The organism is Klebsiella sp. K5-45 (genome assembly GCF_030128605.1).
Classification (GTDB): Bacteria; Pseudomonadota; Gammaproteobacteria; order Enterobacterales; family Enterobacteriaceae; genus Klebsiella; species Klebsiella quasipneumoniae.
The window spans coordinates 236,006-254,552 of the sequence record NZ_JAKUZW010000010.1; the positions used below are offsets into that span (position 1 = coordinate 236,006).

Genomic DNA, 18,547 nt, shown 5'->3' on the forward strand with positions numbered 1-18,547 from the left:
TCACACCGCCATTGAGAGAATCCACAAACGTGCGCTAGCTCGCAAAAAATAATATCTGCTCGTTCTTCTGCCGTCCTGTCAGAGAAGTCCAGTGCAATAATAAGAGTGTGCATGAATAAAATACGATCGCCGTCATAATTTACGCATTAAACGAAATTTCATAACCGCAAAATAAAAACCGGTAATTGCCAGCCCTGCTTTCCGCGTTAAGAATCTGTAACGTATCCGCAACCTCATGTATCAAACATTATTTTCCGTTCGTCTTACCTACCCTTACAAAAAAGGTATCGTTATTATGAAGATAAAGAACCTTTGCCTTACGCTTTGCGCCAGCTCCCTCCTGCTCGCCAGCATGGCGGGGATGGCGAAAGAAGTGAAGATTGGCATGGCCATCGACGATCTGCGTCTGGAGCGCTGGCAGAAAGACCGCGATATTTTCGTCAATAAAGCGGAATCCTTAGGCGCCAAAGTTTTTGTTCAGTCCGCCAATGGCAATGAAGAAACGCAAATGTCGCAAATTGAAAACATGATCAACCGCGGCGTCGATGTCTTAGTCATTATTCCTTATAACGGTCAGGTGCTCAGCAACGTTATTAAAGAGGCCAAACAGGAAGGTATTAAAGTCCTGGCCTATGATCGCATGATTAATAATGCTGATATTGATTTTTATATTTCTTTCGACAATGAAAAAGTCGGTGAAATGCAGGCGCAAAGCCTGGTCGACAAAGTGCCGCAGGGTAATTATTTCCTGATGGGCGGTTCGCCGGTGGATAATAATGCCAAACTGTTCCGCGCCGGGCAGATGAAGGTTCTCAAGCCGTATGTCGATGAGGGCAAAATTAAGATTGTCGGCGATCAGTGGGTTGACGGCTGGCTGCCGGAAAACGCGCTGAAAATAATGGAAAACGCGTTGACGGCGAATAATAACAAAATCGACGCCGTGGTTGCCTCCAATGACGCCACCGCCGGCGGCGCCATCCAGGCCTTAACCGCCCAGGGGCTGGCCGGCAAAGTGGCGATCTCCGGTCAGGATGCTGACCTGGCGGGCGTGAAGCGCATTATTTCCGGTACCCAGACGATGACCGTCTATAAACCGATTACCACCCTGGCCACCAACGCCGCCGAAATCGCCGTTGAGCTGGGCAACGATAAGCAGCCGAAGTCTGACACTACGCTGAATAACGGTTTAAAAGATGTCCCTTCGCGCCTGTTAACGCCAATTGAAGTGAATAAAGAGAATATCGACGCCACGGTGATTAAAGACGGTTTCCATAAAAAGAGTGAACTGTAATGGCTGACGCCCCGCTGCGGGGCGTCATTTTCATCCCGCCGGATATCACTTTTCGGAGTCTTTATGGCCTGGCTACTCGAAATGAAGAACATCACCAAAACCTTCGGCGCCGTTAAGGCCGTGGATAATGTCAGCCTGCGCCTGAACGCTGGCGAGGTGGTCTCGTTATGCGGTGAAAATGGTTCGGGAAAATCGACGCTGATGAAAGTGCTGTGCGGTATCTATCCGCACGGAAGCTATGAGGGGGAGATTATTTTTGCCGGCGAAACGCTGCAGGTAAACCATATTCGCGATACCGAACGCAAAGGCATCGCCATTATTCATCAGGAGCTGGCGCTGGTGAAACATCTCACCGTGCTGGAGAACATTTTCCTCGGCGCCGAGATCTCCCGCCACGGTCTGCTGGATTATGAAACCATGACGCTGCGCTGCCAGAAGCTGCTGGCGCAGGTCAATCTGCCCATTTCGCCCGACACCCGCGTCGGCGACCTCGGCCTCGGTCAGCAGCAGCTGGTGGAGATCGCCAAGGCGCTGAATAAACAGGTTCGCCTGCTGATCCTCGACGAACCGACCGCCTCCTTAACCGAACAAGAGACCGCGACGCTGCTGGCGATCGTTCGCGATCTGCAAAACCACGATATCGCCTGCATCTATATTTCGCACAAGCTCAATGAGGTCAAAGCGATCTCCGATACAATCTGCGTGATCCGCGACGGCCAGCACATCGGCACTCGCGACGCCAGCGGCATGAGCGAAGACGACATCATCACCATGATGGTTGGCCGGGAGCTCACCGCGCTCTATCCCAGCGAACCGCACGCCCACGGCGAGGAGATCCTGCGGGTCGAACACTTGACCGCCTGGCACCCGGTAAACCGTCATATTAAACGGGTCAACGACGTCTCGTTTTCCCTGCGTCGCGGGGAAATCCTCGGCATCGCTGGGCTGGTCGGCGCCGGACGGACCGAGGCGGTGCAGTGCCTGTTCGGCGTCTGGCCGGGGCGCTGGCAGGGGGAGATTTTCATTGATGGCCAGCCGGTTAGCATCACTAACTGTCAGCAGGCCATTGGCCACGGCATCGCCATGGTGCCGGAAGACCGCAAAAAAGACGGTATCGTGCCGGTAATGGCGGTAGGTAAGAACATTACCCTGGCAGCGCTCAGCCAGTTCACCGGCGCGATGAGCAGCCTGGACGACGCCGCCGAGCAGCACTGTATTGAGCAGTCCATTCAGCGATTGAAAATTAAAACCTCCTCGCCGGAGCTGGCGATTGGCCGCCTGAGCGGTGGCAACCAGCAAAAGGCGATTCTGGCCCGCTGTCTGCTGCTTAATCCGCGCATTCTGATCCTCGACGAACCCACCCGCGGCATCGATATCGGGGCGAAGTATGAAATTTATAAACTGATTAACCAGCTGGTGCAGCAGGGCATCGCGGTCATTGTCATTTCATCCGAACTGCCCGAGGTGCTTGGTCTTAGCGATCGGGTGCTGGTCATGCACGAAGGCAGGCTAAAAGCCAATTTGGTTAATCAACATCTGACCCAGGAACAGGTGATGGAAGCCGCGCTGAGGAGCGAACGCCATGTCGAAGAACACGTCGTCTGAAATCAAACTTACTCCAACCGCCCCTACCGCCCTGCCGGCGCTGAAGGGGCTTAACCTCCAGGTCTTCGTGATGATCGCCGCGATCGTCGTCATTATGCTGTTTTTCACCTGGGTTACCGATGGTGCCTACCTGAGCGCGCGCAATATCTCCAACCTGCTGCGCCAGACGGCCATCACCGGCATCCTCGCCGTCGGCATGGTGTTTGTGATTATTTCGGCAGAAATCGACCTGTCCGTCGGCTCGATGATGGGGCTTCTCGGCGGCGCCGCGGCGATCTTTGACGTCTGGCTCGGCTGGCCGCTGCCGCTCACCATTCTGGTGACGCTGGTGATGGGCCTGCTGCTCGGCGCGTGGAACGGATGGTGGGTGGCCTATCGTAAGGTTCCCTCGTTTATCGTCACCCTCGCCGGGATGCTGGCGTTTCGCGGCATTCTGATCGGCATCACCAACGGGACCACCGTCTCGCCCACCAGCCCGGCGATGGCGCAGATCGGCCAAAGCTACCTGCCAGATGGCATTGGCTTTGGCATCGGCGTTGTCGGCATGGCGGCGTTCATTATCTGGCAGTGGCGCGGACGGGTGCGCCGGCAGGCGTTAGGTCTGGCGACCGCGTCCTCCACCGCCGCTGTTGGCCGCCAGGCCATTACCGCGGTGATTGTGCTGGGCGCAATCTGGCTGCTCAATGACTATCGCGGTGTGCCGACGCCGGTATTGATCCTCGCCGCCCTGCTGCTGGCAGGGCTGTTCATGGCCACTCGTACCGCCTTTGGCCGCCGCATCTACGCCATCGGCGGCAACCTGGAGGCGGCACGCCTGTCCGGGATTAACGTTGAGCGCACCAAGCTGGCGGTGTTTGCCATTAACGGCCTGATGGTCGCCATTGCCGGACTGATCCTCAGCTCGCGCCTCGGCGCGGGGTCGCCCTCGGCGGGCAACATCGCCGAACTGGACGCCATCGCCGCCTGCGTTATCGGCGGCACCAGCCTGGCGGGCGGGATCGGCAGCGTCGCCGGGGCGGTAATGGGGGCGTTTATTATGTCGGCCCTGGATAACGGCATGAGCATGATGGACGTCGCCACCTTCTGGCAATATATCGTCAAAGGCGCCATTTTGCTGCTGGCGGTGTGGATGGACTCCGCCACCAAGCGGCGCGCGTAAGGAAGCGCTCTCTGAAGAATGTCTGAATTCTTTGCGCTACCGCCAAACTTCGCCATAAGGCGCTTGAAATATCTCGGGCATTAGCCGGTAGTGTATACCCAACAGCATTCGGGTTGCAGACGGCGCATCCCGGCCGCGTATCACGTACGTGGCCGGGGTGAATGAGAAAGCCAGGCCATCGGCAACATCATGAATGAAGGGGTATGACCGGGGTTAGAGCAGGAACATCATCTATGTTTGAAAAGCGTCACCGTATTACGCTGTTATTCAACGCCAACAAAGCTTATGACCGCCAGGTGGTTGAGGGTGTCGGCGAGTATCTGCAGGCCTCCCAACTGGAGTGGGATATCTTTATTGAAGAGGATTTTCGGGCACGAATCGAAAACATCAAAGAGTGGTTAGGCGATGGCGTTATCGCCGACTATGACGATCCCGAAATCGAAAAGCTACTGGCCGATGTCAACGTCCCCATCGTCGGCGTCGGCGGCTCTTATCATCAGCCAGAGCAGTACCCGCCGGTCCACTATATCGCCACGGACAACGCCGCGCTGGTGGAAAGCGCCTTTCTTCATCTGAAGGAAAAAGGGGTACACCGCTTCGCGTTTTACGGACTCCCCAACTCCAGCGGTAAACGCTGGGCAGTAGAGCGCGAGTATGCCTTCTGCCAGTTGGTGGCGAAGGAGAAGTATCGCGGCGTGGTCTACCAGGGGCTGGAGACGGCGCCGGAAAACTGGCAGCACGCGCAAAACCGGCTCGCCGACTGGCTGCAAACGCTGCCGCCGCAAACCGGCATCATCGCCGTCACCGACGCCCGCGCCCGCCACGTCCTGCAGGCCTGCGAGCTGCTGCATATCCCGGTGCCAGAGAAACTGTGCGTTATTGGCATCGATAACGAAGAGCTGACCCGCTATCTCTCTCGCGTCGCCCTCTCCTCCGTCGCCCAGGGCACCCGCCAGATGGGTTATCAGGCGGCAAAATTACTCCACCGGCTGCTGAATAACGAGGCGCTCCCGCTGCAGCGCCAGCTGATCCCGCCGATGCGCGTCGTTGAGCGACGCTCCACCGACTACCGGTCGTTAAACGATCCCTCCGTGATTCAGGCGATGCATTACATTCGCAACAACGCCTGCAAAGGCATCAAGGTGGAGCAGGTGCTCGACGCCGTCGGCATTTCACGCTCCAACCTGGAGAAACGCTTTAAAGAGGAAGTGGGGGAGACCATCCACACGGTGATCCACAGCGAGAAACTGGAAAAGGCGCGCAGCCTGCTGGTGTCCACCAGCCTGTCGATCAATGAGATTTCGCAGATGTGCGGCTACCCGTCGCTGCAATATTTCTATTCGGTGTTTAAGAAGGAGTACGACGTGACGCCGAAAGAGTACCGTGACCGGCACAGTGAAGTCATGATGTAGAGAGCAAAGAAAAATGCCCGGGCTTGCGCGCCGGGCATTAATAATGACGTAGATAAGCACATTACATGTGCGCGGCAATTAACCGCTGGTTATCCTGATACATCGCGAAGAGATAGTTGTTGTAGCTCGACCCTTTGGTCGAATACCCCTTCAGCTTATGAATCATGGTGCTGGCCGTTACTTCCTGATCCGCCTTACGCAGCTGCAGGCGCGATTTGCGGAAAGAGGAATAGGCCGGGTGGGTGTTCAGGTTGGTGACGTAAGCCTGTACCGACTGCTCCACCGACTCAAACTGCGAGTAGCCTTTCATCGCGCCGCGGCAGCGACCAGCGCCGCACTTCATGCCGAACAGATTGTTGTTCTCACGCGCCAGCTTAGAGGTACCCCAGCCACTTTCCGCCGCCGCCATGGTCGCAACCATGCTGTTCGGAATAATGTCGACACGCTCAAGCAGCGCGTTCCATGGCACATGACGCGTATTGCCTGACCACTTCACCTTGTAACGCGTCGCGATATCTTTCAGGCGCGCCTTTTCGCTCGGCGACCAGCGAGCATCGTACTGCTTGGAAACAAGCCAGTTACGATCCGCAGTAATCGCCTGATTCTGCTTGGTAATATAAGGCATGACCGTCCGGAGAAACGCTTTTTTCCTTGGTGTTCCGGAAGGGTATTTTCGCAAGTCAGGAAGTGAACTGCTCTTTACACTATTGCGAGAATACTCTTGTTTACTGCTTACCTTAGTACTACTGATCTTCTTAACCGTTGGGGCTTTATGACTCTTTGTTGCTGTGTGCGTTGTTGCCAACACACTACCTGAAAAGACGCAGGTTAGTAACATAAGTATGGCGGCCCCATATCGTCGTATGGGATTCGATATCATCAGGTCTCCTGGTCGGATATATGCATTCCAACACCTTGTTTTTCACAAAAAAACGATAGCTGAATCGCTAATAGTATCAAAAATACGCACTGAGGGCATCAACAGAAATAGTCCAATTCCGAATTGCTGTCATCTGAAATCGGTTTCTGCGCCGCATCGCCAGCGCGAAAATGCTAGCTTCGTCTCATTTTTAGCCTATTTTTTGAGCGGTGTCACTCACCCCTTTTCATCCTCCTGGCAAAACGTCCGCCGGGAGGAGTTCACCCTTGCGGCAACAAGGCACACTAGATAAAAACCGCTCAAGGATCCCGCAATGAAACTCGCTGCGCTTGCCACGTTATTCGTGCCTGGGATGGCCTTTGCCGCCTGGACCACCGCCGACTTCCCTGCTTTCACCGAAGAAGGGACGGGCCGCTTCATCAGCCAGAAAGTGGTTGAGAAGGGTACACGTCCCCTGCAGCTAAATTTTGACCAACAGTGCTGGCAGCCTTCCGGCGGCATTAAGCTCAACCAGATGCTCTCCATGGAACCCTGTCGCGGCACGCCGCCGCAATGGCGCATCTTCCGCCAGGGCCTGTATACCCTGGAGGTGGATACCCGCTCCGGCACGCCGACGATGATGATTTCGCTGGAGGAAAAAGAGGCCAGCGCCGCGGCGCCGCAGATCCGCCAGTGTCCGAAGTGGGATGGAAAACCTCTGACCATCGACGTTAGCAAAACCTTCGCCGAGGGCAGTAAGGTTCGCGATTTTTACAGCGGCAATGTCGCGACCGTCAGCGGCGGCAAAATCACTCTGCAGCCCGCCTTCGGCAGCAATGGCCTGCTGCTGCTTGAACGCGCCGAGACGGCCGCGCCGGCGCCGTTCGACTGGCACAACGCCACCGTCTACTTCGTCCTGACCGACCGCTTCGTGAACGGTAACCCGGCCAACGACAATAGCTATGGCCGACATAAAGACGGCATGCAGGAGATAGGTACCTTCCACGGCGGCGACCTGCAGGGATTAACCAGCAAGCTGGATTATCTGCAGCAGATGGGGGTCAATGCCCTGTGGATCAGCTCCCCGCTCGAGCAGATCCACGGCTGGGTCGGCGGCGGGACGAAAGGCGATTTCCCGCACTACGCCTACCACGGCTATTACACTCAGGACTGGTCGAAACTGGACGCCAACATGGGGACCGAAGCGGATCTCCGCCGGCTGGTGGATGAAGCGCATAAGCGCGGAATACGTATTCTGTTCGACGTGGTGATGAACCATACCGGTTACGCCACCCTGGCCGACATGCAGGAGTTCCAGTTCGGCTCCCTGTATCTGCAAGGGGATGAGCTGAAAAAAACCCTCGGCGAGCGCTGGACGGACTGGAAGCCCGGCGCGGGCCAGACCTGGCACAGCTTTAACGACTATATCAACTTCAGCGACAAGGCCGGTTGGGAGAAATGGTGGGGTAAGAAGTGGATCCGCACCGATATCGGCGATTACGACAACCCGGGCTATGACGACCTCACCATGTCGCTGGCCTTCCTGCCGGACCTGAAAACCGAATCGAAGGAGGCGTCGGGCCTGCCGAACTTCTATAGCCATAAACCGGACACTGCGGCGAAGGCGATCCCGGGCTATACGCCGCGCGACTACCTGACGCACTGGCTGAGCCAGTGGGTGCGCGACTACGGCATCGACGGCTTCCGCGTCGATACCGCTAAACATGTGGAGATGGATGCCTGGCAGCAGTTAAAAACCCAAGCCACCGCCGCGCTGGCGGAGTGGAAAAAAGCCAATCCGGATAAAGCGCTGGATGCGGCGCCGTTCTGGATGACCGGGGAAGCCTGGGGACACGGGGTGATGGAGAGCGATTACTATCGCCACGGTTTTGATGCGATGATCAATTTCGACTATCAGGACCAGGCGGCGAAAGCGGCGACCTGCATGGCCAACATTGACCTCACCTGGCAGCAAATGGCGGACAAGCTGCAGAGCTTCAACGTGCTGAGCTACCTCTCCTCACACGATACGCGCCTGTTCCGCGAAGGTGGCACCACGGCGGCAGAGCTGCTGCTGCTGGCCCCTGGCGCCGTGCAGATCTTCTATGGTGACGAGTCGTCGCGCCCGCTCGGCCCCACCGGCTCGGACCCGCTGCAGGGCACCCGTTCAGAGATGAACTGGCAGGATGTTAACGGTAAAGCGGCCCGCAGCGTTACCCACTGGCAGAAGATTGGCCAGTTCCGCGCGCGCCATCCGGCGATCGGCATGGGCAAACAGACAACGCTGTCGATGCCGCGGGGTTACGGATTCGTGCGCGAGAGCGGTGAAGACAAAGTGATGGTCATCTGGGCCGGACAACAGCAGTAATACAGGAGTGGCTCCCTGCCCGGCGGGGAGCCATTCAGAACAATACGCTGATAAAATATCGATTCACAGGATAAAAACAAAAATACCCCTCTTCCCTTCGATTTGCACCACGCTGGCGCTGGCGTTATGGTTAGCCACTTTCCAGAACCACCGACAGACGATTCGCGATGACATTTTCCCTTTTCGGCGACAAATTCACCCGTCATTCAGGCATTACCCGCCTGATGGAAGACCTTAATGACGGTCTGCGCACGCCGGGCGCTATTATGCTGGGCGGCGGCAACCCCGCTCAGATCCCGGAGATGAATGACTACTTCCAGCAGTTGCTCTCCGACATGCTGGATAATGGCAAAGCCCTTGATGCGCTTTGTAATTATGATGGTCCGCAGGGCAAGAGCGAGCTGCTGAGCCTGCTGGCGAAGATGCTGCGCGACGAACTGGGCTGGGAGATAGAACCACAGAATATTGCGCTAACAAACGGCAGTCAGAGCGCATTTTTCTACTTATTTAATCTGTTCGCAGGGCGTCGGGCAGATGGCACCCCCCGCAAGGTGCTGTTCCCGCTGACGCCGGAATATATCGGCTATGCCGATGCCGGCCTGGAAGAGGATCTGTTCGTTGCCACCCGGCCGAATATCGAACTGCTGCCGGAAGGCCAGTTCAAGTACCACGTTGATTTTGAGCATCTGCAGGTGACGGAGGAGACCGGGATGATCTGCGTCTCGCGTCCCACCAACCCGACCGGCAACGTCATCACTGATGAAGAGCTGATCAAACTGGATGCGCTGGCGAATCAGCACGGGGTCCCGCTGGTGATTGATAACGCCTACGGCGTGCCGTTCCCGGGCATAATCTTCAGCAACGCCCGACCGCTGTGGAATCCGAACATCGTGCTGTGTATGAGCCTGTCCAAGCTGGGCCTGCCGGGCAGCCGCTGCGGGATTATCATCGCCAACGAGAAAATCATTACCGCCATCAGCAACATGAACGGCATTATCAGCCTCGCGCCCGGCGGTATCGGGCCGGCAATGATGTGTGAAATGATTAAACGTCAGGATCTGCTGCGCCTGTCAGAGACAGTGATCAAACCCTTCTATTACCAGCGGGTGCAGGAGACCATCGCCATTATTCGCCGCTATCTGCCGGAGGAGCGCTGCCTTATTCACAAACCGGAGGGGGCGATCTTCCTCTGGCTGTGGTTTAAGGATCTGCCGATCTCCACCGAGCTGCTGTATCAGCGGCTGAAAAAGCGCGGCGTGCTGATGGTGCCGGGGGATTACTTCTTCCCGGGACTCGATAAACCGTGGCCGCATACCCACCAGTGCATGCGCATGAACTATGTGCCGGACCCGCAAAAAATCGAGGCCGGGGTGAAAATTCTCGCCGAAGAGGTTGAATTCGCCTGGCGCGAACAGGAAGCGTAATTCCTGACGCTGCTGACGGGTAACGTCCGTCGGCGGACCCGCTCACGCCAGCGCCAGCCGCTGGCGTTTTTGCGCGCATAGCGCCTCCAGCTCCGCGGGAGCCATCACCCGCAGCGCCTGCGTCGGGCAGGCGGCTACGCAGGCCGGCCCCTCGGCGCGGTGGTGGCATAAATCGCATTTCAGCGCCTGCGCCTGCTGGTTCACCACCGTGACGGTCATCGCGCCGTACGGGCAGGCCACCATGCAGCTTTTACAGCCGATGCAGCGGCGCTGATCGACCCACCAGACGTCCTCCTCCAGACGAATCGCCCCCTGCGGGCAGACGCTGGCGCAGGGCGCATCCTCGCACTGCCGACAGGCCGTCGCCGTTGATATCTCGCCGCTTTTCACCACCCGGATCCGCGGCGCGAAATGGCTTGTCGACAGCATGGACACATCCTGCGTCTGCTGGTGCGCCACCGCGCAGGCCACTTCACAGGTACGACAGCCAATACACTGTTGGGCATTAGCAATAAGAAACCGGTTCATCCTCTGCTCCCTGGGGATAAAACCGCAGGGTGCCAGAATAGTCCCTGCCCGCGCTTTGATCCTGAATGGAATCAGCGCTGTTTTTAGTCACTAGCACAACTGATTTTTCATTACGCTGAATTAATGTGCTCCTTACAGTAGCGGCGCTTCCAGGCGGCAGGCGTGAGGCTGGTGTGCTTACGAAAGATCTTGCGAAAATAACCGACGTCATTAAAGCCACACTGACCCGCGACTTCGGTCAACGACAGTGAATCGCTGATCAACAGCTTTTCCGCCGCTCTGACCCGCTGACGATGGATCGCTTCGGTCAACGTCACGCGGAAAACGTGACGATACACGCGTCCTAAATAGTCCGCATTACAGTGCAGCTCTTTCGCCAGCGTCGAGGCTGAAACAGGCAAGTGGTAACGGGTATGGATGATCTGCTGCGCTTTCCAGGCCAGCGCAGCGCCGGGACTGTCGTCCGGTTTTTCGCTTGCCGCCGCAGCAATCTGCTGCAGTATCAGCAATAACAGGAGCTCCAGCGCCAGGCTGCGGTGAATGTTCTCCTGTTCACGAAGAAACTGGCGAAACAGCGAAATAATGTATTGTGGATCGCTGACGCGGGTATGTTGCGGAACGTTAAGCAGCGCTGGCGGCAGAGACCGGACACTCTCCGTCAGTACTTCAAAATGCAGCCAATAAAATTTCAGGTCGGCGGGAAATTCCCCCACCCCAACATGAGAACGTTCTGGCCACAGCAATAAACTTTCCCCTGCATTAACGTTAAATATTTCATCCTCTTCGCAAATCGTTAACGTTCCCTTTTCGACAAAAATAATTTCCCAGGATTGCAGTTTACGCGCCGGATGGCTGCCGACACCACGGGAAATAAATAAGCCGCCATTTTGTACGCGAATCGGAAGAGACATGGATAATTCAAGCATATATATTTAATTTTCCGCTAACGAAACGATAAAACATCTCTTTCCAACTGATTATTAATCATAAATTAACGCCTTTCCGGATCGGAATCACATTTTTATGACAAAGTCGGAATCGTTCTCTTTTTATACTTTTCCCTTCCCTTGTTGCCTCGTTTATTCGGTGCAAAATAATTAATGTATTTGCAAAAGACAAAAAATGTCCGCCGGCCAGACAGCGGAATAATTCTGAACATTCTCTTCGGGAGTTATTTATGACTACGGCTCCGATTACGACAAGCGACCTCACGAAGCACATGCAGGACGACAAATTATCTCTCCGTGAAAAAATAGGCTATGGTCTGGGCGACGCCGGTGGAACGGTCATCACCTGCCTGATCATGAACTTTCTCACTTTTTTCTATACTGACGTCTTTGGGCTCACCCCGGCGCTGGTCGGTACTCTGTTCCTTGCGCTGCGCGTGTTTGATGCTATTTCCGATCCGATCATGGGCGTCCTCGCCGATCGGACCCAAAGCCGATGGGGACGTTTTCGCCCCTGGCAGCTATGGATTGCGGTTCCGATTGCAGCGATCGGCGTGCTGACCTTTACCGTGCCGGATGCCGGCATGGGGGTAAAAATCGCCTGGGCCTTCGGCACTTACCTGCTGCTTTCAGTCAGCTATACCGCGATTAACGTCCCTTACTGCGCGCTCATTAATACGATGACCACTCGCCATAGCGAGGTGATCTCCTGCCAGGCATGGCGCTTTATACTATGCGGTGTGGCAGGATTCCTGGTCTCCGTGGGCCTGCCGTGGTTGGTAAAAGCGCTCGGTCAGGGGAATACCGCCCAGGGTTATCAGTATGGTGTCGGCGTACTGTGCGCCATCGCGGCGGTGATGTTTCTGTGCTGCTTTTTCTGGGTACGAGAGCGTGTTTCCCTGGAGATGCTCGGCAAATTCACCCTGCGCGAACATATCGCCGGTCTGCGTAAAAACGATCAGCTGTTACTCATGCTGGCGATGTCATTCCTGTTGATCAACGTGTTTAACATTCGCGATGGCGGCTACATGTACTTCATTACCTATGTACTCGGCGGCTCTACTGGCTATACATCGCTGTTTTTCACCATGGTCACCTTTTCCTCGATTCTGGGCGCCGCGATCGTCAATTGGCTGTCGCGCCACGTTGATACCGTCAAGCTCTATTACTACACCAATGTGGTACTGGCCTTACTGGCGGTCGGAATGTGGTTCCTGCCCACCGGTCCGTCCTGGCAAACGCTGTGGCTGGCGGTCATTCTCGGCAATGGCATCATCCTGGGCTTTACCCTACCGCTGCATTTTTCGTTGATGGCCTTCTCTGATGATTATGGCGAATGGAAGACGGGTGTCCGTTCGTCGGGGATGAACTTTGCTTTCAACCTGTTCTTTATCAAGCTGGCATGGGCCTCCAGTGCGGGCATTATCAGCCTGGTATTTATCTACGTCGCTTATCAACCCGGCGCCAGCAACCAGACTCCATCCTCACTATCGGGGATCACGGCGATGGAAACCCTGCTGCCCGCGCTGTTCCATCTGTTGCTGGCCTTCGCTATCCGCGCCTGCAAGCTCAACAATCCCATGATGTCGCGTATTGCAGCCGATCTGCGCGCACGTCACGTTCAGTCTTAAGGAGAAATCATGGAAGTCGATCTGCATAAACTGAAAGTTAACGATCCGTTTCTGGGTCAGTATCAGCAACTGGTGCGTGATGTCGTCATTCCCTACCAGTGGGAGGCCCTCAATGACCGGATCGCCGAGGCTGAGCCCAGCCATGCGATAGAAAACTTCCGTATCGCCGCAGGTCAGCAGGCAGGAGAATTCTACGGAATGGTGTTCCAGGATAGCGATGTGGCGAAATGGCTCGAGGCCGTCGCCTGGTCATTGTGCCAGAAGCCAGATGCGGAACTGGAAAAAACCGCCGACGAGGTGATTGAGCTGATTGCCGCCGCGCAATGTGAAGATGGTTATCTGAACACCTATTTTACGGTGAAAGCGCCCGGGGAACGCTGGACCAATCTCGCCGAATGCCATGAATTGTACTGTGCCGGTCACCTGATTGAAGCTGGGGTGGCATTCTTCCAGGCGACCAGTAAACGCCGCCTGCTGGAGGTGGCATGTCGCCTCGCCGATCATATCGACAGCGTGTTTGGTCCCGACGACAATCAGCTGCACGGCTACCCGGGACACCCTGAAATAGAGCTGGCGTTAATGCGTTTGTACGATGTGACTCAGGAACCACGCTATATGGCGCTGGCTAATTACTTCGTTGAACAGCGTGGGACACAGCCGCATTTCTATGACATCGAGTATGAAAAACGCGGCAAAACTTCCTTCTGGAATACCTATGGGCCGGCGTGGATGGTGATGGATAAACCCTACAGCCAGGCGCATTTGCCGCTTGCCGAACAGACCACCGCTGTGGGTCACGCGGTTCGCTTTGTTTATTTAATGGCCGGCGTAGCGCACCTTGCGCGCCTGAGCAAGAACGAAGGCAAACGCCAGGATTGCCTGCGGTTATGGAAAAACATGGTCCAGCGTCAGCTGTATATTACGGGCGGCATTGGCTCACAGAGCAGCGGGGAAGCCTTCAGCAGCGATTACGACCTGCCGAATGATACCGTTTATGCGGAAAGCTGCGCCTCTATCGGGCTGATGATGTTCGCGCGCCGCATGCTGGAACTGGAAGCCGACAGCCAATATGCTGATGTAATGGAGCGCGCGCTGTACAATACCGTTCTGGGCGGTATGGCGCTGGACGGTAAACATTTCTTTTACGTCAACCCCTTGGAAGTGCAGCCTAAGTCTTTAAAATTCAATCATATTTATGACCATGTTAAGCCTGTTCGTCAGCGTTGGTTCGGCTGTGCCTGCTGCCCACCGAATATCGCTCGTCTTCTGACCTCACTGGGGCATTATATCTACACGCCACGCGAGGAGGCGTTGTATATCAATCTCTATGTCGGCAATCAGGTCGAGATCCCGGTTGGGGAAAAGACGTTACGCCTGCGTATCAGCGGTGACTATCCCTGGCGGGAACAGGTCAAAATTGTCATCGAATCACCGTCAACAGTGAACCATACGCTGGCGCTGCGTCTACCTGACTGGTGCGAGGGTCCGCACATCACCCTGAACGGCGCGCCGGTCACGCAGGATATTCGCCAGGGCTATCTGCATATCCATCATCTCTGGCAGGAAGGTGACACCCTGATGCTTACCTTGCCGATGCCGGTTCGCCGGGTATATGGCAATCCGCTTGTTCGTCACCAGGCAGGCCAGGTCGCGCTGCAGCGCGGTCCACTGGTCTATTGTCTCGAACAAGCTGATAACGGCGAAGCGCTGCATAACCTGCTGCTGCCACGCGATGCCAGGTTTACGGTGTTTGAAGGAAAGGGGCTGTTTGCTCGCAACATGTTGATTCAGGCTCCAGGCTACAGAAAACATGCAGAAAACGCCGACGCGCAGAATCTCTGGAGCTACGATCACCCGCTGGCCACCCCCCATTCACAGACGCTGACCTTTATTCCCTGGTTTAGCTGGGCAAACCGCGGAGAAGGCGAAATGCGTATCTGGGTACGGGAAGCCGAATAAGGCCCGGCACAGCGCGACCTCCTCTTCCCCGGCAACACAGCGTTCGCTGTCCGCCGGGGAGCAGGCGTTAATGATTACAGAAACAACGCCTTATCGCGCAGGATATGATCGTTGCCGCGACGGCGGGTGAAGCCAATCCGATCGAAATACTCCAGGATCTGGATCGCCAGCTTCCGCCCTACGTTTAAGGTATCGCGAAAATCCGCCGCGCAGGTTGACCCGCGCAGTTGATCCAGCTCGCGCACCCGCTGGGCGAACTGCACAATGCGATCGTTGCGGTAGTAACGATCCTTGACGATCGCGGTAATTATCCCCTGCTGCGCCGCCTGGCGCAGCACCGCGCGCATCAGGGACTCTTCAACATGGACTTCGCGCGCGAGATCGCGCACCCACCAGGGATCATCGCCGAACAGGGTCTCCACCTTCTGCCAGACCGCCTGCTGCTCGTCGGTAAACCCGGCTTTATGCTCGGGCAGATGCAGCCAGCCGTGATGGCTGCGGACTAAGCCGCTCTCGCGCATCTGCTCAATCAGCAGCAGCACCAGCGCTTCATCTTCCATCGGCAGCGCGATGCGGCGCAGGCGCTCCCGGCCAGGGCCGGGCTCGTCGCGATGCTGTTCATGGTAGCGCGCCAGGGCATCCAACAATTTTCGCTGCCAGCGGGCGGCAAGCGGCGCGCTAAGCAAGCGCTGTCCGGCCTGCAGATAGTCAGGCCGCTGGATCAAGGCCGCCATTCCGGTTTCACTCAGCTGCCGAGCCCAGGCGAAGCGCTCAAGCCGGACGGCGTCCCGCTGCAGATGCAGCTCCAGGGCCTGCGCATCGTCAGCGCCAACCGCCGCCAGGGCGTGCAACCACTGCAAATACTCCGGTTTACGCTTGCCGCGGCGCGGGGGATCCAGCGTCACCACTCGTGCGCCGGCCAACGTCAAGCGAGCGGAGATATCGCGTAGTACCAGCCGGTCGTTATCCGCCAGCCACAGCGGGGTATCCAGCACCAGCTCCGCCAGGTCGCCCTCAAGGAGCGACACCCGGCCGGTGATGTGGCTGGCAGCGTGGTGAATATGCAGCGGCTGCCACTGGCTGAGCGGCGTATGGCACTGCAGTTCGACAATCACCCGCTCTGCAGGCTCCGGCGGCGGGGAAGAGAGCAGCCAGTCGCCGCGGTGCAATGCCTCTTTCTGCGCATCGCCGACAATATTCAGCGCAATGCGCTGCCCGGCGTGCGCCTGCTCAAGCGCTTGATTCTGGGCATGCAGACCGCGGACGCGCATCGGCGTGTTGACGCCGGTAAGCCACAGGGTATCCCCGACCCGTACTTCGCCGGAGAGCGCCGTCCCGGTGACCACCAGCCCCGCCCCTTTGACGGTGAAAGCGCGATCCAGCGCCAGGCGAAAACGCCGCTGCTGCGGATGGGGGCGCTCCGCAAGCTGCAGCAGATGGCTGCGCAGTTCGGCAATACCGAGGTTTTCCACCGCCGCGGTGGGGAAGAAAGCGGCGGCGTCAAAGCCAAGTTCGCGCAGGGCCTGCTCGACCTCCGCCTGAACCTCCGCCACCCGGGCGGCCGTCACGCGGTCCGTCTTGGTGAGCGCCACGGTCAGCGTCGGCTTTCCGGTCAGCTGCAGGATCGCCAGGTGTTCGCGGGTTTGCGCCATCACCCCGTCATCGCAGGCCACCACCAGCAGCGCATGGTCGATCCCACCCACCCCCGCCAGCATGTTGGACAAAAACTTTTCGTGCCCGGGCACGTCAATAAACCCCAGCACCCGCCCGTCCGGCTGCGGCCAGTAGGCATAGCCGAGATCGATCGTCATTCCCCGCGCTTTCTCTTCCGGCAGACGATCGGCATTCACGCCGGTTATCGCCTGCAGCAGCGTCGTTTTGCCGTGGTCAACATGTCCAGCGGTGGCAATAATCATCGTAACAACATCTCCATAAACCGGGTTTCATCTTCCAGACAGCGCAGATCCAGCCAGAGCCGGCCGTCATAAATGCGGCCAATCACCGGGCATGGCAGCCTGCGCCAGCGGGCCGCCAAAGCCTCCAGCCGGCTGCCGCGGCCGTCATGGGGGGTAAAGGTCAACGCCGCGCCAGGCAGACGGTCGACGGGTAACGAGCCGCTGCCAATCTGCGACTGGCAGGCTGCCACGTTGACGGCAAAATCAGCATAGTGTGCCGCCAGGGCAGGCTGCAGGCGTTCAGCCTGCCGGCGGATCTCGTCCGCCGGGCGGGTGAGCAGGCGCAGCGTCGGTAAGGTTTCCCGCAGCGCTTCCGGATGCTGATAGAGGCGCAGCGTGGCTTCCAGCGCCGCGAGAGTCATTTTATCCGCGCGCAGGGCCCGCTTCAGCGGATGGCTCTGCAGGCGGGCAATCAGCGCGCGTTTGCCAACGATAATTCCGGCCTGCGGGCCGCCGAGCAGCTTGTCGCCAGAGAAACTGACCAGGCTCACCCCGGCGGCGATCATCTCTTGCGGCATCGGCTCTTTCGGCAGGCCATACTGACTGAGATCCATCAGCGACCCGCTGCCCAGGTCGGCCACTACCGGGACGTCCAGCTCGCGGCCGATGACCGCCAGCTCCGCTTCGTCGACGGCTTTGGTAAAGCCTTCAATGCTGTAGTTGCTGGTGTGGACCTTCATCAGCAGGGCGGTATTGTCATTCACCGCCTGGCGATAGTCTTTGGCGTGGGTGCGGTTGGTGGTGCCTACTTCGTGCAGCTGACAACCTGCCTGACGCATCACGTCGGGAATGCGGAACGCCCCGCCGATCTCCACCAGCTCGCCGCGGGAGACCACCACCTCCCTGCCGCTGGCGGTGGCCGCCAGCATCAGCAGCACGGCCGCCGCGTTGTTGTTCACGATACAGGCATCTTCCGCGCCGGTGATCTGGCACAGCAGATCGGCAATAGCGCGATCGCGATGGCCGCGCCCGGCGTCGTCGAGATCATATTCGAGCGTCACCGGCGCGCGCATCGCGCTGACGACCGCCTCCACCGCCGCCTCAGCCTGGATGGCGCGCCCGAGATTGGTGTGCAGCACCGTACCGGTGAGATTAAACACCGGACGCAGGGCGCTCTGCCGGCTGGCGGTCAGCCGCTGCGCGCAGGCACTCAGCCAGTCATGGCTCCAGTCAGGCAGTGTCTGACACTGGCGGATCTGTTCCCGCGCCTCGTCCAGCATCTGGCGCAGCTGCGTCACCACCTGCGAATGGCCGTGCTGCGCCAGCAGGGAGGAAAAAGCGGGGTCGCGGAGTAAGCGGTCAATGGCCGGAAGCCGGGTATAAAGCGCACGAATTTCGGTAGTCATGAATGGGCCTGGCAGTAAGTTATTTTCCCCCCTCCCGACGGGAGAGGGAGTCAACAATCAGCG

The 18,547-nt window shown here is 57.6% G+C and carries 13 protein-coding genes; 8 read left to right on the forward strand and 5 right to left on the reverse strand.

Annotation, left to right across the window (positions count from 1 at the left end; translation table 11 throughout):
- Nucleotides 1-295 precede the first annotated feature (295 nt).
- The 4 genes from xylF (at nt 296) to xylR (ending at nt 5,467) form a co-directional block, all read left to right on the forward strand.
- Nucleotides 296-1,291 (forward strand): D-xylose ABC transporter substrate-binding protein, encoded by a 996-nt coding sequence (xylF, locus tag MKS11_RS21445; protein ID WP_017900027.1) that lies wholly within the window; start codon nt 296-298, stop codon nt 1,289-1,291.
- Between the two features lie 63 nt (nt 1,292-1,354).
- Nucleotides 1,355-2,896: a xylose ABC transporter ATP-binding protein gene (locus MKS11_RS21450; RefSeq protein WP_087771083.1), complete on the forward strand. Its 1,542-nt coding sequence runs from the start codon at nt 1,355-1,357 to the stop codon at nt 2,894-2,896.
- Nucleotides 2,874-4,055, forward strand: coding sequence for a xylose ABC transporter permease XylH (gene xylH / locus MKS11_RS21455; RefSeq protein ID WP_048326030.1), 1,182 nt, complete (start codon nt 2,874-2,876; stop codon nt 4,053-4,055). Before MKS11_RS21450 ends, xylH begins: the two co-directional genes overlap by 23 nt.
- Nucleotides 4,056-4,288: 233 nt before the next feature.
- A complete protein-coding gene (xylR, locus tag MKS11_RS21460; RefSeq protein WP_049004410.1) occupies nt 4,289-5,467 on the forward strand; it encodes a D-xylose utilization transcriptional activator XylR in 1,179 nt (392 codons plus the stop codon).
- Nucleotides 5,468-5,528: 61 nt separating this feature from the next.
- Here xylR and MKS11_RS21465 read toward each other — a convergent pair whose 3' ends face one another.
- Entirely contained in the window at nt 5,529-6,347 is an 819-nt protein-coding gene (locus MKS11_RS21465; RefSeq protein WP_017900030.1) for a protein bax, read from the reverse strand.
- 313 nt (nt 6,348-6,660) lie between these two features.
- Here MKS11_RS21465 and MKS11_RS21470 point away from each other — a divergent pair, with 313 nt between their 5' ends.
- Nucleotides 6,661-8,694: an alpha-amylase gene (locus tag MKS11_RS21470; protein WP_017900031.1), complete on the forward strand. Its 2,034-nt coding sequence runs from the start codon at nt 6,661-6,663 to the stop codon at nt 8,692-8,694.
- Between the two features lie 167 nt (nt 8,695-8,861).
- On the forward strand, nt 8,862-10,118 hold the full coding sequence (gene avtA, locus MKS11_RS21475; RefSeq protein WP_087771082.1) for a valine--pyruvate transaminase: 1,257 nt from the start codon (nt 8,862-8,864) through the stop codon (nt 10,116-10,118).
- Nucleotides 10,119-10,160: 42 nt separating this feature from the next.
- Here avtA and MKS11_RS21480 read toward each other — a convergent pair whose 3' ends face one another.
- Both MKS11_RS21480 and MKS11_RS21485 read right to left on the reverse strand, forming a co-directional pair.
- Nucleotides 10,161-10,646: a 4Fe-4S dicluster domain-containing protein gene (locus MKS11_RS21480; protein WP_284109686.1), complete on the reverse strand. Its 486-nt coding sequence runs from the start codon at nt 10,644-10,646 to the stop codon at nt 10,161-10,163.
- A 110-nt stretch (nt 10,647-10,756) separates the two neighbouring features.
- Complete coding sequence (locus tag MKS11_RS21485) at nt 10,757-11,572, reverse strand: helix-turn-helix domain-containing protein (protein ID WP_004205028.1); 816 nt, start codon at nt 11,570-11,572, stop codon at nt 10,757-10,759.
- Nucleotides 11,573-11,823: 251 nt separating this feature from the next.
- On the opposite strand from MKS11_RS21485, the gene MKS11_RS21490 reads away from it, so the two are divergent.
- Together MKS11_RS21490 and MKS11_RS21495 are read left to right on the forward strand one after the other, a co-directional pair.
- The gene (locus MKS11_RS21490; protein ID WP_087771081.1) at nt 11,824-13,224 is read left to right on the forward strand and encodes an MFS transporter; all 1,401 of its coding nucleotides are present in this window, start codon (nt 11,824-11,826) and stop codon (nt 13,222-13,224) included.
- 9 nt (nt 13,225-13,233) lie between these two features.
- Entirely contained in the window at nt 13,234-15,183 is a 1,950-nt protein-coding gene (locus MKS11_RS21495) for a glycoside hydrolase family 127 protein (RefSeq protein WP_049115155.1), read from the forward strand.
- 74 nt (nt 15,184-15,257) lie between these two features.
- Here the strand turns inward: MKS11_RS21495 and selB are convergent, their stop codons facing one another.
- Nucleotides 15,258-17,099 (reverse strand): selenocysteine-specific translation elongation factor, encoded by a 1,842-nt coding sequence (gene selB / locus MKS11_RS21500; RefSeq protein WP_087771080.1) that lies wholly within the window; start codon nt 17,097-17,099, stop codon nt 15,258-15,260.
- Nucleotides 17,096-18,484, reverse strand: coding sequence for an L-seryl-tRNA(Sec) selenium transferase (gene selA, locus MKS11_RS21505; protein ID WP_053809871.1), 1,389 nt, complete (start codon nt 18,482-18,484; stop codon nt 17,096-17,098). The genes selB and selA overlap by 4 nt, the downstream gene beginning before the upstream one ends.
- Between the last annotated feature and the right edge of the window lie 63 nt (nt 18,485-18,547).